The organism is Klebsiella sp. 10-1 (genome assembly GCF_009758445.1).
Lineage (GTDB): Bacteria > Pseudomonadota > Gammaproteobacteria > Enterobacterales > Enterobacteriaceae > Klebsiella > Klebsiella scottii.
On record NZ_WQRE01000004.1, the window covers coordinates 150,028 to 165,220 of the forward strand.

Below are 15,193 nucleotides of genomic sequence, written 5' to 3' on the forward strand. Positions count from 1 at the left end.
ATTGCGGGCCCGCATGTTGCCCGCGTTTCGCTGAGGCGTTCCACAGGGATAACTCTGCTGGTGATATGGATAATACTGCTGATACCTGCGCTAATTGTCTGACAATTAGCGCTTTTTTTATGTCATTTTTCGCTGAATTTATGCACTCAATTACTGTAATTCCGTGGTGTGATAATGCTCTCGTATGGAGAATTGATTTCCAGCTATTACTATTTCAACAACGACATCGTTGGATGAGTTTTTTCTAATGCCTTGTTTTAAGCCTGATAAAAATTTTTAGATCCGATATTTCCCTACATAAAAGCGAATTTAAGCTGGAGTTTACCATGCACAAATTTACTAAAGCGCTGGCGGCGATTGGTCTCGCTGCGGTTATGTCACAATCAGCTATGGCGGAAACGCTTAAGCTCGGTTTTCTGGTCAAGCAACCGGAAGAGCCGTGGTTTCAAACTGAATGGAAATTCGCCGATAAGGCCGGCAAAGATTTAGGTTTTGAGGTCATTAAAATCGCGGTCCCGGACGGCGAAAAAACGCTCAACGCTATCGACAGCCTGGCCGCCAGCGGTGCGAAAGGGTTTGTCATTTGTACCCCGGATCCGAAGCTCGGGGCGGCGATTGTCGCCAAAGCTCGCGGCTATGACATGAAAGTGATCACCGTCGACGATCAGTTCGTTAATGCCAAAGGTAAACCGATGGAGAGCGTTCCGCTGGTGATGATGGCCGCCAGCGAGATCGGCGCTCGGCAGGGCCAGGAGCTGTATAAAGAGATGCAAAAACGCGGCTGGGAAGTGAAGGATACCGGGGTGATGGCGATTACCGCCGATGAGCTCGATACCGCGCGTCGCCGCACGACCGGTTCGCTGGATGCGCTGAAAGCCGCCGGCTTCCCGGATAAACAGATCTACCGCGTGCCGACGAAATCTAACGATATTCCCGGCGCCTTCGATGCCGGCAACTCGATGCTGGTCCAGCACCCGCAGGTAAAACACTGGCTGATCGTCGGTATGAACGATAACACCGTCCTGGGCGGCGTTCGCGCCACCGAAGGGCAGGGCTTCAAGGCTCCGGACGTGATTGGTATCGGTATTAACGGCGTTGATGCGGTCAACGAACTCTCCAAGGCGCAGGCCACCGGCTTCTACGGCTCTCTGCTGCCTAGCCCGGATATCCACGGCTACAAAACCAGCGAGATGCTCTACAACTGGGTAACGAAGGGCGCCGAACCGCCGAAATTCACCGCGGTGACCGATGTCGTCCTGATTACTCGCGATAACTTCAAAGAAGAGCTGGCGAAAAAAGGGCTGTAAGGCCTGCTAACCATGCCTCCCGCAGCGGCGGGAGGCTGAGCGCAGTAGAGCGGAGTCGTTATGCAACAGTCTACCCCTTATCTCTCATTTCGCGGCATCACCATGACTTTCCCGGGCGTTAAGGCGCTGTCCGATATTAGCTTTGACTGCTATGCCGGCCAGGTTCACGCCCTGATGGGAGAAAACGGCGCCGGAAAATCCACGCTGCTGAAGATCCTCAGCGGCAACTATATACCGACCGCGGGCAGTCTGCATATCCGCGGCCAGCAGCTGGCGTTTAGCAACGCCACCGAGGCGCTTAACGCCGGGATCGCCATTATTTACCAGGAGCTGCACCTGGTACCGGAAATGACCGTCGCGGAAAATATCTACCTCGGCCAGCTTCCGCATAAATACGGCATGGTGGACCGCAAGCTTCTTAACTACGAAGCACGGCTGCAGCTGGAACATCTGGGTCTGGATATCGATCCGCAGACGCCGTTGAAGTATCTCTCTATTGGTCAATGGCAAATGGTGGAGATCGCCAAGGCGCTGACGCGCAACGCCAAAGTTATCGCCTTTGATGAACCGACCAGCTCCCTTTCCGCCCGTGAAATTGACAACCTGTTTCGGGTCATTCGCGAGCTGCGTCAGGAAGGGCGGGTCATTATTTACGTCTCGCACCGCATGGCGGAGATCTTTGCGCTAAGCGACGCGATCACCGTCTTCAAGGATGGCCGCTATGTGCGCACCTTCGACGATATGCAAACGGTGAGCCACGACGCGCTGGTACAGGCGATGGTGGGGCGCGATTTGGGCGATATCTACGGCTGGAAGCCGCGCGAGTACGGCAATGAGCGCTTGCGTCTGGAGCAGGTAAAAGCGCCGGGCGTGAGAACGCCGGTTAGCCTGGCGGTGCGCAGCGGAGAAATCGTCGGCCTCTTTGGCCTGGTGGGTGCCGGACGCAGCGAGCTGCTGAAAGGGCTGTTTGGCGGCACCCGGATCGCCGGCGGTCAGGTGTACATCGACGGGGAAGCCATCGATATTCGTAAACCGGCGCAGGCCATTCAGGCCGGGATGATGCTGTGTCCGGAGGATCGTAAAGCCGAAGGCATTATTCCGGTGCATTCGGTGCGCGACAATATCAACATCAGCGCCCGACGTAAGCATATTCACGCCGGTTGCCTGATTAACAACGGCTGGGAGGCGCAGAACGCCGACCGACATATTCAGTCCCTTAATATTAAAACGCCGGGACCTGAACAGCTGATTATGAACCTCTCCGGCGGTAATCAGCAAAAGGCGATTTTGGGGCGCTGGCTCTCCGAGGAGATGAAGGTGATCCTGCTCGACGAGCCGACCCGCGGTATCGACGTCGGCGCCAGGCATGAAATCTACAACGTCATCTATGCGCTGGCGGCATCCGGCGTGGCCGTGGTCTTTGCCTCCAGCGATTTACCCGAAGTGCTTGGCGTTGCGGATCGCATCGTCGTGATGCGCGAAGGGGAAGTGGCGGGTGAGCTGCTGCATGAAGATGCGAATGAACAGCAGGCGTTAAGCCTTGCGATGCCAAAAGTGAGCCAGGCGGTCGCCTGAGTAAAGGAGCCTATGATGTCCTCTGTTACCACCTCAAATACCCGTCGATCCGCCTTCAGCTTTGCCCGTATCTGGGATCAGTTTGGGATGCTGGTCGTCTTTGCCGTGCTGTTTATCGGCTGCGTGATTTTTGTGCCGAACTTTGCCTCTTTCATCAATATGAAAGGACTCGGGCTGGCGATTTCGATGTCCGGAATGGTAGCCTGCGGGATGCTGTTTTGCCTGGCATCCGGTGATTTTGATCTTTCGGTCGCGTCGGTTATCGCCTGTGCGGGCGTGACGACCGCCGTGGTCATCAACCTCACCGAAAGCATGTGGATTGGCATTGCCGCCGGCCTGCTGCTGGGGGCGTTAAGCGGCCTGGTCAACGGTTTTGTTATCGCCAGGCTGAAAATCAACGCCCTGATCACCACCCTGGCGACGATGCAGATTGTTCGCGGGCTGGCCTATATTATCTCCGATGGCAAAGCGGTGGGCATTGAAGATGAGCGCTTCTTCACCCTCGGCTACGCCAACTGGTTCGGCCTGCCGGCGCCGATTTGGCTGACCGTGGGCTGCCTGATAATCTTCGGCCTGCTGTTGAATAAAACCACCTTTGGCCGTAATACCCTGGCAATCGGCGGCAACGAGGAGGCGGCGCGTCTGGCCGGGGTGCCGGTAGTGCGTACCAGGATTATTATCTTCGTTATCTCCGGCCTGGTTTCTGCCGCGGCGGGGATTATTCTGGCATCGCGAATGACCAGCGGCCAGCCGATGACCTCGATTGGCTATGAGCTGATTGTGATCTCCGCCTGCGTGCTGGGCGGCGTGTCGCTAAAAGGGGGGATCGGTAAGATTTCGTACGTGATCGCCGGGATCCTGATCCTCGGCACCGTCGAGAATGCGATGAACCTGCTCAATATCTCTCCCTTCTCGCAGTACGTGGTGCGCGGCGTGATCCTGCTGGCGGCGGTTATCTTCGATCGCTACAAGCAGAAGGCAAAGCGTAGCGTGTAAATACTCCAACCTTTCAGTTTAATCCTGGAATATCACCAGCGCCCGCTGCGCTGGTGATAACTATCAAAAATGGCGAGCTCCGTCACACTGTCTATACTTACATGGCTAACAATTCGTTAACAGCCAGCGAAACGCTGGTCATGAAAGGAGGAGTTCAGGGTGGCTGACCAGATATCTGTACCGCCTGTACCAACCGGAAATTGCGCATTTTTCTTTGACCTTGACGGTACTCTTGCCGATATCAAACCTCATCCCGATCAGGTTGTTATCCCGGTTAACGCGCTTCAGGCGCTGCGGCAGCTCGCGCAGCAGCACCGTGGGGCGGTGGCATTGATTTCAGGGCGCTCAATGGTTGAGCTCGATGAGCTGACCCGTCCTCACCGGTTGCCGCTGGCCGGCGTCCACGGAGCTGAGCGCCGTGATATCAATGGGAATACGCATATCGTTTCCCTGCCGGATGCGCTACAGAAGGAGCTTCACGCGCGCCTGGCGCTGGCGCTTGAGGCGCTGCCGGGCTGTGAGCTTGAGCATAAGGGGATGGCTTTTGCGCTGCACTATCGTCAGGCGCCGCAGCACCAGAGCGCGGTGCTGGCGCTGGCCCAGGAGGTGGTAAAGAGCTATCCGCTGCTGGCGCTACAGTTAGGCAAGTGCGTGGTCGAGATAAAACCGCGCGGAGTGAACAAGGGCGAGGCGATTGCCGCCTTTATGCAGGAGGCGCCGTTCGAGGGGCGCAGGCCGGTATTCGTCGGTGACGACTTAACCGATGAAGCGGGTTTTGGCATCGTTAACCAGCTGGACGGCGTTTCGGTAAAAGTCGGCGGCGGCGAGACGCAGGCGCGCTGGCGCTTGCCGGACGTCGCGGCGGTGCACCTTTGGCTAAATAATATTGCGAATAATGGACAGCAACCAGACGCGCTAACCGACAGGAGAGATGGCTATGAGTCGCTTAGTCGTAGTATCTAATCGTATTGCCCCACCGGATGATAAAAAGGCCAGCGCCGGCGGCCTGGCGGTGGGGATTATGGGGGCCTTAAAAGCGGCCGGTGGGCTGTGGTTCGGTTGGAGCGGGGAAATTGGCGACGATCGTCAGCCGTTGAAAAAGGTGACTCAGGGAAATATTACCTGGGCCTCCTTTAACCTTAGCGAGCAGGATCATGATGAGTACTACAACCGCTTTTCCAACGCGGTGCTGTGGCCCGCGTTTCACTATCGCCTCGATCTGGTCGATTTTCAGCGCGACGCCTGGGAGGGCTACCAGCGCGTCAACGCGACGCTGGCGGACAAACTGCTGCCGCTGATTGAGCCTGACGATATTGTGTGGATCCACGATTATCATCTGCTGCCGCTGGCGCACGAGCTGCGCCAGCGCGGGGTCAATAATCGGGTCGGCTTTTTCTTACATATTCCCTTCCCGACGCCGGAAATATTTAACGCGCTGCCGCCGCATGCCGAGCTGCTTGAGCAGCTCTGCGACTACGATCTGCTGGGCTTTCAGACCGAGAGCGACCGGCAGGCATTTCTTGACTGCATCGCGGTGCAGACCCGCCTGACCACCCGCAGCGGAAAAGCTCATCTCGCATGGGGCAAGCCGTTCCGCACCGCGGTCTACCCGATTGGTATCGATCCTGATGAGATCGCGCGTAGCGCCAAAGGGCCGCTGCCGCCGAAGCTGGCGCAGCTCAAAAGCGAACTCAAGAGCGTGCAGAATATCTTTTCCGTAGAGCGGCTGGACTACTCGAAAGGGCTGCCGGAGCGCTTCCTGGCCTATGAGGCATTGCTGGAGAAATATCCGCAGCATCACGGCAAGATTCGCTATACCCAGATTGCCCCGACCTCACGCGGCGATGTTCAGGCCTATCAGGATATCCGCCACCAGCTGGAGACCGCCGCCGGGCGCATTAACGGCCAGTATGGTCAGCTGGGCTGGACGCCGCTCTACTATCTGAATCAGCATTTTGAACGCAAGCTGCTGATGAAAATTTTCCGCTATTCCGACGTCGGGCTGGTGACGCCGCTGCGCGACGGGATGAATCTGGTGGCGAAGGAGTTTGTTGCCGCCCAGGACCCGCAGAACCCCGGCGTTCTGGTGCTGTCGCAGTTTGCCGGAGCGGCAAACGAACTGCCGACGGCGTTAATCGTCAACCCCTACGATCGCGATGAGGTCGCCGCGGCGCTGGACAGCGCGCTCACCATGCCGCTGGCCGAACGTATTGCGCGCCACTCGGCGATGCTGGCGGTGGTTAAGGATAATGACATTCACCGCTGGCAGGAGCGGTTTATTGCCGACCTGAAGCAGATAGAACCGAGAAATGAGGAGAGTCACCTGCAGCATAAGGTGGCAACCTTCCCCAAACTGGCTTAGCCCGGTCGTAAGGCTGGCGCTTCGGCGCTAGCCTTTTTCCAGCGAGATCAGCAGCACGTCAACGCCGCTGCTGCCGACGATATTTTTTGCCGAGCAGGTCGCGCGGGAAAACAGGCTGTGATTGTGGTTGCCGCAAATCACCAGATCCACCCTATGCAGCTGGCAAAAATCTTTCACGTGATGGCCGAGTTCGCCGCTGGCGATGACGATTTTATCAATCGGATACCCGGCATCCTGGGCCAGACCGTTGAGAAAGCCGCGGGTCTCTTCATGCATCAGATCCCGCAGGTTCTCTAACATTGGCGCCGCAAACTGGTTATACATTTCCGGGTCTGTTGCCAGCGTTATCAGGCTAATTTTAGCGTCAAGCGGACGCGCGATAGAGACCGCCTTGCTGATAAGCGTACGGCTTTCCGGCGTTGGGGCAACGGCTACGAGCAGATGTGAGTAGGGCATCAAGCCTCCTTGAGATACGCAAAATAACCCTTCTTCTTTTCTTTACTCCGATTTCCCTGTTCCCGCAAGGGCTATTGTTTGCTGCAAAGTACGCGCTTGCCGAGGGCGCGCAATCGCGATTTTGACAACCCAGCCACAAAATTGGTCTCTGGTTTTGCTATAAAAGAAATGCTGTTTTATAAATCGGTGATGCGCGTTCACTCTCTCTTTGCGTTTTTGCCATTGCCGGGCGAGGGCTGGCAAAAATGAAAAGGTAAGCCCGTTTCCATACTTTTACTGTAGCCGGGTACCAACTCCCTTTTGGCCTGGCCAGAAAGATTGTCGGAGTTCTCTAAAAAAAACGACACAGGATTTACGGCGATGAAAACACGTAAAATCGGTTTGGCTAATTATCTTGCCTATGGATCGGGCGATTTTCTCGGCGCCGGAACCACGGCGCTCACCGCGGCATGGCTGCTCTATTTTTACACCACCTTTTGCGGCTTATCGCCGATTCAGGCAACGCTTATCTTTGCCACCGCCAGAGTGCTGGATGCGGTCATTAGCCCGCTGATGGGGTTCCTGACCGATAACTTTGGCTCCACCCGGCTCGGCAAACGCTTCGGCAGACGAAAGTTCTTTATCCTGCTGGGGATCCCCTGCGTATTCAGCTACTCAATGATGTGGGTGGGCGATATGGGGTTCTGGTACTACCTGCTGACCTATCTGCTGTTTGATATTGTCTACACCATGATTCTGGTGCCGTACGAAACCCTGGTTCCGGAAATGACCGATGATTTTAAACAGAAAACAAAATTCTCCGGCGCGCGCATTTCGATGGCGCAAATGTCGGCAATTCTGGCCTCGTTCCTGCCGGGAGTGCTGCTTAGCCACTTTGGCAAGGACAATGCCGTCTCCTTCTTTTACGCAAGCCTGGTGTTTTCGATCCTGTGCGCAGTGATGCTGACGTTTGTCTGGTTCTTTACCTGGGAGCGCTCTCGCGAAGAGTGGTCGGAGACGGCGCTGCGGGCCGAGGAGGAGAAGCGTAATCTCTCGCTGGCGCAGAGCCTCAATCGTCTGTTTATCGAGCTCACCTCGACGCTGCGCATTAAGATCTTCCGCCAGCATCTGGGCATGTATCTTGGCGGCTATATTGCTCAGGACGTGTTTAACGCCGTCTTCACCTACTACGTGGTCTTCGTGCTGATGCAGGAAGCCGCGGTGGCATCCAACCTGCTCGGCACTATGGCCATCTTCCAGTTTATTGCGGTCATTGCCATGATCCCGCTGTGCATTCGCTTTGGGCCGGCGCCGTCCTATCGGATGGTGGTGGTTCTGTTCGGCCTCGGCTCGCTCTCATATGCGATGCTTTATTATGCCGGGCTGAGCGACGTTTATTCGCTGCTGCTGCTGATTTCCGCCATTGCCGGCCTCGGTCGCGGCGGGATCAACTATGTTCCGTGGAACACCTACACCTATATTGCCGACGTCGACGAGGTGATTACCGGCCAGCGTCGGGAGGGCATTTTCGCCGGCATTATGACGCTGACCCGCAAGGCGTCTCAGGCGGGGGCGGTGATGCTGGTGGGCATCATCATGCAGCTATCCGGCTTTGTCTCCGGGCAGAAAACGCAGCCCTATGAGGTTAGCCACACCATCCTGTTAATTCTCAGCGTGGGCACGCTGCTGGTGCTGGCCTGCGGTTTCCTCGTCTCCCTGCGCTTTAAGCTCAACCTCGAAACCCACGGCGTGCTGCACGCCGAAACGCGCAAGATGCGCGAATCGGGCCGGGTGCAGCCAGAGCTGACCCGCGCCGAGGATCGTGCGGTGGTGGAGATGCTGGCCGGTATGCCTTACTCATGCCTGTGGGGAAATAACAACATTGGCTATCTGAATCGTAATAAACCTGCCGCGCCGTCCCTGAAGCAGGGTGCTGAAATGAATTCGACATTGAACAGAGGTTAATAATATGAAGGTTTGGCCTGTCAAACATAGTCCCTTACTGCGTCAGCCGGAGCACTTTATTGCGCGCAACGAGCTGCAGGCGCTTATTCAAAAAGTGACCGACAATCTGGTCAATATTAAGGATGAAACGGGCGCGTTTCTGCTACGGCTGGACGATGGGCGGGTCATTGATACCAAAGGGTGGGCCGGCTGGGAGTGGACCCACGGCGTCGGTTTATACGGGATCTACCAGTACTACCAGCAGACCGGAGATATCGCGATGCGCGATATTATCGATAGCTGGTTTGCGGATCGCTTCGCTGAAGGCGCGACCAGCAAAAACGTCAACACCATGGCGCCATTCCTGACCCTGGCCTGGCGCTATGAGGAGACCGGCAGGCAGGAGTACCTGCCGTGGCTCGACAGCTGGGCCGAGTGGGCGATGAACGAGATGCCGCGTACCGATCATGGCGGGATGCAGCACATTACCCTGGCGGAGGAGAATCATCAGCAGATGTGGGATGACACGCTGATGATGACCGTGTTGCCGCTGGCGAAGATCGGTAAATTGCTCAACCGACCGCAGTATGTGGAAGAGGCGGTGTACCAGTTTTTACTCCACGTGCAGAACCTGATGGACCGGGAAAGCGGGCTGTGGTTCCACGGCTGGAGCTATGAGGGGCGGCATAATTTCGCCCGGGCCCGCTGGGCGCGCGGCAACAGCTGGCTGACGATGGTGATCCCGGACTTTCTCGAGCTGGTGGACCTCCCCGAGCACAGCGCGGTGCGGCGCTATCTGCTTCAGGTACTGAATACGCAAATTGAGGCGCTGGCACAATGTCAGGACGAGAGCGGTCTGTGGCATACGCTGCTGGACGACCCGGACTCGTATCTTGAAGCGTCGGCAACCGCCGGTTTTGCCCACGGAATTCTGAAGGCGGTACGTAAACGCTACGTGAGCCGGGAGTATGCGAGCGTCGCGGAGAAGGCCATGCGCGGGATTGTGCAAAATATCTCTCCACAGGGGGAGCTGCTGCAAACCTCATTCGGCACCGGAATGGGCTCGAATCTCGATTTCTATCGCCAGATCCCGCTCACCTCGATGCCGTACGGGCAGGCGATGGCGATCCTGTGCATGACGGAATATCTGCGTAGGTATTTCTGACGGCGAACCGTCTCCCGGCTCAGCGCAGCGCGGGCGGGACGTGCCCAAAAAAAAGAAACCGGCAGGCGCCGGTTTCTTTATCGTTCATCAGGGCGGTATTACATCCGCTCGACGGTTTCAATACCTAAAGTATCCAGACCCGTCTTGAGCGTTTTCGCGGTCAGCTGCGCCAGCTTCAGACGGCTGTTGCGCGTCTCTTCGCTTTCAGCGGAGAGGATCGGGCAGTGTTCGTAGAAGCCAGAGAACAGACCGGCCAGATCGTACAGGTAGGCGCACATGACGTGCGGAGTCCCTTCACGCGCGACGACGGTCAGCGTCTCTTCAAACTGCAGCAGGCGTGCTGCCAGCTGCGCTTCGCGATCTTCGGTGATGATGACCGGCGCCGCAGCCAGCGCGCTTTCGTCGATCTCCGCTTTACGGAACACCGACAGCACGCGGGTATAGGCATACTGCATGTAAGGCGCGGTATTGCCTTCAAACGCCAGCATGTTGTCCCAGTCGAAGATGTAGTCGGTGGTGCGGTTTTTGGACAGGTCCGCATATTTTACCGCCCCGATACCGACCGCATTAGCCAGCTTCTCCAGCTCGTCGGCAGGCATATCCGGGTTTTTCTCGGCAACCAGGCGACGCGCGCGCTCCAGCGCTTCGTCCAGCAGGTCGGCAAGCTTCACGGTACCGCCCGCGCGGGTTTTAAACGGCTTGCCGTCTTTACCGAGCATCATGCCAAACATATGGTGCTCCAGCGGAACGGAGTCCGGCACGTAGCCCGCTTTGCGCACGATGGTCCACGCCTGCATCAGGTGCTGATGCTGGCGGGAATCGATGTAGTAGAGCACGCGGTCGGCGTGCAGAGTTTCGTAGCGGTATTTGGCGCAGGCGATATCGGTGGTGGTGTAGAGATAGCCGCCATCCTTTTTCTGGATGATAACGCCCATCGGTTCGCCTTCCTTGTTTTTGTACTCGTCAAGGAATACGACGGTGGCGCCTTCGCTCTCAACCGCCAGGCCCTGCGCCTTCAGATCGGCAACGATACCCGGCAGCATCGGGTTATACAGGCTTTCACCCATCACGTCGTCGCGGGTCAGGGTCACGTTCAGGCGGTTATAGGTAATCTGGTTTTGCGACATGGTGATGTCGACCAGCTGGCGCCACATCTGGCGGAAGTACTCGTCGCCGCCCTGCAGTTTAACCACATAGCTGCGCGCGCGCTCGGCGAAGGCTTCGTCTTCGTCGTAGTGCTTTTTCGCTTCACGGTAAAAGCCTTCGAGGTCCGCCAGCGCCATTTCGCCGGCATTTTCCTGCTGCTGCTTTTCGAGATAAGCAATCAGCATCCCAAACTGGGTGCCCCAGTCGCCGACGTGGTTGGCGCGAATAACCTTGTGGCCGAGGAACTCGAGGGTGCGAACCGCGGCATCGCCGATGATGGTGGAGCGCAGGTGGCCGACGTGCATCTCTTTTGCCACGTTGGGCGCCGAATAGTCGACGACGATAGTCTGCGCCTGCGGCTGGGTAACGCCAAGGCGCTCTGCGGTCAGCGCCTGGCTAACATTTTCCGCTAAAAACGCCGGGTCGAGGAAAATATTGATAAAGCCAGGCCCGGCGATTTCGACCTTATTGGCAATGCCGTTCAGATCAAGATGAGACAGCACCTGCTCTGCCAGTTGTCGCGGTGCCATACCCAGTTTTTTAGCCACCGCCATCACGCCGTTGGCCTGATAGTCGCCGAACTGGATTTTTGCTGACTGGCGGACCTGAGGTTCGCAATCGGCAGGGGCGCCTGCCGCGATCAGGGCGTGGCTGACTTTTTCTGAGAGAAGAGCCTGAATATTCACCGGAATACCTTACTTTTAAGGCGCCGTAACCCCTGCAGGGTGGCGCCGGAATGTGGACAAATTAGGGCGGGAGTATACTGCATTTGCACCCCTGCGTCAGCCCTGCGCGCGCGTCGCCGGGCGGCACGCTTAACGAATAACCAGCGCGGGCGGAATAAAGAAGATTGCGGGTTGGTCGCCGTCGGGAAACGCGATAAATTAGCCCCCTTTAGCGAGCACCGAGGTCAAGAATGGCGAACTGGCAGCAAATTGATGAACTTCAGGATATTACCGCGGATCTGCCGAGCTTCACCGAGGCGTTAGGCAGGCTGGCCGCGCGGCTCGGGCTGGATATTGCGCCACTCTCTGCGGACCATATCTCTCTGCGCTGTCATCAGAATACGACGGCTGAGCGCTGGCGGCTCGGGCTCGAGCAGTGCGGCACGCTGCTCTCAGAAAACATCATTAACGGTCGGCCAATCTGCCTGTTTAAGCTGGATGAACCTGTCATCGTGGCGCACTGGCGCTTTAGCGTGGTTGAGCTGCCGTGGCCTGGGGAAAAGCGCTATCCGCACGAGGGCTGGGAGCACGTTGAGATTGTGCTCGCCGGCGACCCGGAAACGCTTAATGCCCGCGCGCTGGCGCTGCTCTCCGACGACGGCCTCAGCCAGCCGGGGATCTTCGTCAAAACCAGCTCGCCGAAAGGGGAGCGCGAGCGCCTGGCAAATCCGACGCTGGCGGTGACGGACGGGAGCGTGACGATCAAATTTCATCCGTGGTCCATCGAGCAAATTATCGCCAGTGAAAAAACGGATGCGTAACAGTGTGAAGCTACGCGGTTTCTGAACGGAAAAATCGTGACATGCTGTGTTGCCCGCGGCGTGAATGGAGAAGGGAATGACGCTACTGGAAGTGTGCTGTTACAGCACGGAGTGCGCCGAGGAGGCGCAGCGACGCGGCGCTGACCGCATCGAACTGTGCGCCGCGCCGCAGGAGGGAGGGCTAACGCCGTCGCTGGGCGTGCTCAAAGCGGCCCGCAGGGCGCTGACCATCCCGGTGCATCCGATTATTCGCCCGCGCGGCGGTGATTTTTGCTACACCGAGGGCGAATTTGCCGCGATGCTCGACGACGTGGCAACGGTGAGGGAACTGGGTTTCCCGGGCCTCGTGATTGGCGTTCTGGACGCCGATGGTCGGGTTGATACTGCGCGTATGCGTAAAATTATGGCCGCGGCGGGACCGCTGGCGGTTACCTTCCACCGGGCTTTCGATATGTGCGCAAACCCGCATCAGGCCTACGCTACGTTGGCTGAATCAGGCGTTGCGCGGATCCTGACTTCCGGCCAGCAGGCGAGCGCAGAAAAAGGTATTTCATTAATTTTGGAACTTATTGCCCTGGGCGATACTCCAATCATTATGGCCGGAGCAGGGGTGAGGGCAGCGAACCTGTCGCAGTTCCTGGAAGCCGGCGTGAAGGAAGTGCATAGCTCTGCCGGCCAGTGGCTGCCTTCGCCGATGCGCTTTCGTAATTCCCGGCTGTCGATGTCGACAGACGCCGACGCAGATGAATATTCACGCTACGCCGTTAACGGCGCAGCGGTGGCGGAAATGAAGAGTATTATTTCCGCCTGAATGCCCCGAGTTGTTTGCGCGCAGCCTGCGGGCTGGTGAGCTCAAACTCTGTGGGTAGAGAAAGAAAACCGTTTTTTGCTGCACATCATGTCGCCCAATATGATGATTGCCCGTACCAGGCCCCTGCAATTTCAACAGGGGCCTTTTTTTAGGCAAAATTTCGCTACCGATCGCCGAGGCGCGATGCCTGGCCCGCCGGCGTTAGCCCGCTTTTCTGGCCAGAGATTGCTGGGTTTCGGGCCTGGTGGCGATAATCACCGCGCGCAGCGGCGCGGGATAGCCTTCGAGGGTTTTGCTGCTGTCGTTCGGGTCGAGGAAATCCGCCAGCGATTCGGTGGTCATCCATTCGGTGCGGCGCTGCTCTTCGGTACTGGTCATGCAGGCGTCAACGATGCGCACGTCGACAAAACCGCATTTTTCCAGCCACATTTTCAGCGCAGCGGCCGAAGGAATGAAGTAGACGTTGCGCATCTGCGCGTAGCGATCGCCCGGCACCAGCACGGTATTTTCATCACCTTCAACAACCAGCGTTTCCAGCACCAGCTCGCCGCCTTCAACCAGCTGATCTTTGAGCTGCCACAGATGGTCGAGCGGAGAGCGGCGATGATACAGCACGCCCATTGAAAATACGGTGTCAAAGGCATTTAGCGCCGGAAGCTGCTCAATACCTAGCGGCAGCAGATGGGCGCGCTGGTCGTTGCCCAGCAGCTTGCGCACCGCTTCGAACTGGCATAAAAACAGCTGCGTAGGATCGATACCCACCGCCAGATGAGCGCCGGCGCCGATCATGCGCCACATGTGATAGCCGCTGCCGCAGCCGACGTCGAGGATCGTCCGGCCGGTCAGATCGGAAAGATGCGGCAGAACGCGATCCCACTTCCAGTCCGAACGCCATTCGGTGTCGATATCCACGCCATAAAGCGACCACGGGCCTTTGCGCCACGGCATCAGGTTGCGCAGCAGGTTTTCAATCCGCAGCCGATGGCCTTCGCTCAGCGGGACTTCGCTTTCCGCGGTCACGCTGTGCAGCAGGTCCAGACGATAGGGGGAGAGCTCGGGAAGAAACTCAACGGCCCGCTCCCATTCGCGGAACTTACCGTGCAGGGCTTCGCGCTGCCAGGCGGCAACCTGAGCAGGGAGCGTCTCCAGCCAATGGGAGAGCGGACCTTTGGCGATACGCTGATAAAAATTGCTGAAATCGATCATGCCGTTTCCCCGGACTTCACCGCCACCAGTGAGCCAAAGTTAAAGCACTGGAACCACAGCTCGGCGTGTTCGAACCCGGCCTTGCGCAGCCGCGCTTTATGGGTTTCTACCGAATCGGTGAGCATGACATTTTCCAGCATGCTGCGCTTCTGGCTGATTTCCAGCTCGCTGTAGCCGTTGGCGCGTTTAAAATCGTGATGCATGTTAAACAGCAGTTCGCCGACGTTGGCGTCTTCAAAGCTGAATTTTTCCGACAGCACCAGCGCGCCGCCCGGATTAAGCCCTTGATAGACCTTATCCAAAATCGCCTGGCGTTCATCGGGCTCAAGGAACTGAATGGTGAAATTGAGCACCACCATCGAAGCATTTTCGATGGTGACATGGCGAATATCGCCTTCCACCACTTCAACCGGCGTCGGCGCTTTGTAGGCGTCGATATGGCGACGGCAGCGCTCAACCATCGCCGGGGAATTATCTACGGCCACAATCCGGCAGCCGGCGTGGGAAATATTACGCCGTACGGACAGCGTGGCTGCGCCGAGGGAGCAGCCGAGATCGTAGACCTGGGTATCAGGCTGCACAAAACGCTCGGCCAGCATGCCAATCATTGAAATAATGTTGGAGTAGCCGGGAACGGAGCGCTGGATCATATCCGGGAAGACTTCAGCAACCCGTTCATCAAAGGTCCAGTCGCCAAGGCTGGCGATCGGCGCGGAAAAAAGGGTATCGCGGTGAGACATAAGGTTAAACCCGAAAAAAC

14 protein-coding genes are annotated in these 15,193 nt (G+C 57.4%); 10 read left to right on the forward strand and 4 right to left on the reverse strand.

What is annotated here, in order from left to right; all coding sequences use genetic code 11:
* Positions 1 to 326 precede the first annotated feature (326 nt).
* From GO007_RS16185 to otsA, 5 genes are all read left to right on the forward strand, one after another.
* Positions 327 to 1,307, forward strand: a complete 981-nt coding sequence (locus tag GO007_RS16185; protein WP_095101634.1) for an arabinose ABC transporter substrate-binding protein — start codon at positions 327 to 329, stop codon at positions 1,305 to 1,307.
* Positions 1,308 to 1,367: 60 nt separating this feature from the next.
* Positions 1,368 to 2,882, forward strand: a complete 1,515-nt coding sequence (gene araG / locus GO007_RS16190; protein WP_095101636.1) for an L-arabinose ABC transporter ATP-binding protein AraG — start codon at positions 1,368 to 1,370, stop codon at positions 2,880 to 2,882.
* Positions 2,883 to 2,897: 15 nt separating this feature from the next.
* Positions 2,898 to 3,878, forward strand: coding sequence for an L-arabinose ABC transporter permease AraH (gene araH / locus GO007_RS16195; protein ID WP_095101638.1), 981 nt, complete (start codon positions 2,898 to 2,900; stop codon positions 3,876 to 3,878).
* A gap of 159 nt (positions 3,879 to 4,037) precedes the next feature.
* Positions 4,038 to 4,841, forward strand: coding sequence for a trehalose-phosphatase (gene otsB / locus GO007_RS16200; protein ID WP_095101640.1), 804 nt, complete (start codon positions 4,038 to 4,040; stop codon positions 4,839 to 4,841).
* Positions 4,816 to 6,240, forward strand: a complete 1,425-nt coding sequence (gene otsA / locus GO007_RS16205) for an alpha,alpha-trehalose-phosphate synthase (RefSeq protein WP_095101642.1) — start codon at positions 4,816 to 4,818, stop codon at positions 6,238 to 6,240. Before otsB ends, otsA begins: the two co-directional genes overlap by 26 nt.
* 27 nt (positions 6,241 to 6,267) lie before the next feature.
* Here the strand turns inward: otsA and uspC are convergent, their stop codons facing one another.
* Entirely contained in the window at positions 6,268 to 6,696 is a 429-nt protein-coding gene (uspC, locus tag GO007_RS16210) for a universal stress protein UspC (RefSeq protein WP_095101644.1), read from the reverse strand.
* Between the two features lie 78 nt (positions 6,697 to 6,774).
* Between uspC and GO007_RS16215 the strand changes: the two genes are divergently transcribed.
* The 3 genes from GO007_RS16215 (at position 6,775) to bglB (ending at position 9,784) form a co-directional block, all read left to right on the forward strand.
* Positions 6,775 to 6,945 carry a hypothetical protein gene (locus GO007_RS16215; RefSeq protein ID WP_157349240.1) on the forward strand — a complete coding sequence of 57 codons (171 nt, stop codon included), beginning with the start codon at positions 6,775 to 6,777 and terminating at the stop codon, positions 6,943 to 6,945.
* Between the two features lie 111 nt (positions 6,946 to 7,056).
* On the forward strand, positions 7,057 to 8,640 hold the full coding sequence (locus GO007_RS16220) for an MFS transporter (protein WP_095101646.1): 1,584 nt from the start codon (positions 7,057 to 7,059) through the stop codon (positions 8,638 to 8,640).
* Positions 8,641 to 8,644: 4 nt separating this feature from the next.
* Positions 8,645 to 9,784 (forward strand): beta-galactosidase BglB, encoded by a 1,140-nt coding sequence (gene bglB / locus GO007_RS16225; RefSeq protein WP_095101648.1) that lies wholly within the window; start codon positions 8,645 to 8,647, stop codon positions 9,782 to 9,784.
* Between the two features lie 98 nt (positions 9,785 to 9,882).
* Here the strand turns inward: bglB and argS are convergent, their stop codons facing one another.
* Complete coding sequence (gene argS, locus GO007_RS16230; protein WP_095101650.1) at positions 9,883 to 11,616, reverse strand: arginine--tRNA ligase; 1,734 nt, start codon at positions 11,614 to 11,616, stop codon at positions 9,883 to 9,885.
* Between the two features lie 230 nt (positions 11,617 to 11,846).
* Between argS and GO007_RS16235 the strand changes: the two genes are divergently transcribed.
* Entirely contained in the window at positions 11,847 to 12,416 is a 570-nt protein-coding gene (locus GO007_RS16235) for a VOC family protein (protein WP_095101652.1), read from the forward strand.
* A 76-nt stretch (positions 12,417 to 12,492) separates the two neighbouring features.
* The gene (cutC, locus tag GO007_RS16240; RefSeq protein ID WP_095101654.1) at positions 12,493 to 13,227 is read left to right on the forward strand and encodes a copper homeostasis protein CutC; all 735 of its coding nucleotides are present in this window, start codon (positions 12,493 to 12,495) and stop codon (positions 13,225 to 13,227) included.
* Positions 13,228 to 13,428: 201 nt separating this feature from the next.
* Here the strand turns inward: cutC and cmoB are convergent, their stop codons facing one another.
* Together cmoB and cmoA are read right to left on the reverse strand one after the other, a co-directional pair.
* Positions 13,429 to 14,433 carry a tRNA 5-methoxyuridine(34)/uridine 5-oxyacetic acid(34) synthase CmoB gene (gene cmoB / locus GO007_RS16245; protein WP_095101657.1) on the reverse strand — a complete coding sequence of 335 codons (1,005 nt, stop codon included), beginning with the start codon at positions 14,431 to 14,433 and terminating at the stop codon, positions 13,429 to 13,431.
* Positions 14,430 to 15,173 (reverse strand): carboxy-S-adenosyl-L-methionine synthase CmoA, encoded by a 744-nt coding sequence (gene cmoA / locus GO007_RS16250; RefSeq protein ID WP_095101658.1) that lies wholly within the window; start codon positions 15,171 to 15,173, stop codon positions 14,430 to 14,432. The genes cmoB and cmoA overlap by 4 nt, the downstream gene beginning before the upstream one ends.
* Between the last annotated feature and the right edge of the window lie 20 nt (positions 15,174 to 15,193).

Coding starts and splice junctions, on each gene's coding strand:
- GO007_RS16185 (WP_095101634.1), top strand. CDS start 327: ATGCACAAATTTACTAAAGCGCTGGCGGCGATTGGTCTCGCTGCGGTT.
- araG (WP_095101636.1), top strand. CDS start 1,368: ATGCAACAGTCTACCCCTTATCTCTCATTTCGCGGCATCACCATGACT.
- araH (WP_095101638.1), top strand. CDS start 2,898: ATGTCCTCTGTTACCACCTCAAATACCCGTCGATCCGCCTTCAGCTTT.
- otsA (WP_095101642.1), top strand. CDS start 4,816: ATGAGTCGCTTAGTCGTAGTATCTAATCGTATTGCCCCACCGGATGAT.
- uspC (WP_095101644.1), bottom strand. CDS start 6,696: ATGCCCTACTCACATCTGCTCGTAGCCGTTGCCCCAACGCCGGAAAGC.
- GO007_RS16220 (WP_095101646.1), top strand. CDS start 7,057: ATGAAAACACGTAAAATCGGTTTGGCTAATTATCTTGCCTATGGATCG.
- bglB (WP_095101648.1), top strand. CDS start 8,645: ATGAAGGTTTGGCCTGTCAAACATAGTCCCTTACTGCGTCAGCCGGAG.
- GO007_RS16235 (WP_095101652.1), top strand. CDS start 11,847: ATGGCGAACTGGCAGCAAATTGATGAACTTCAGGATATTACCGCGGAT.
- cutC (WP_095101654.1), top strand. CDS start 12,493: ATGACGCTACTGGAAGTGTGCTGTTACAGCACGGAGTGCGCCGAGGAG.
- cmoB (WP_095101657.1), bottom strand. CDS start 14,433: ATGATCGATTTCAGCAATTTTTATCAGCGTATCGCCAAAGGTCCGCTC.
- cmoA (WP_095101658.1), bottom strand. CDS start 15,173: ATGTCTCACCGCGATACCCTTTTTTCCGCGCCGATCGCCAGCCTTGGC.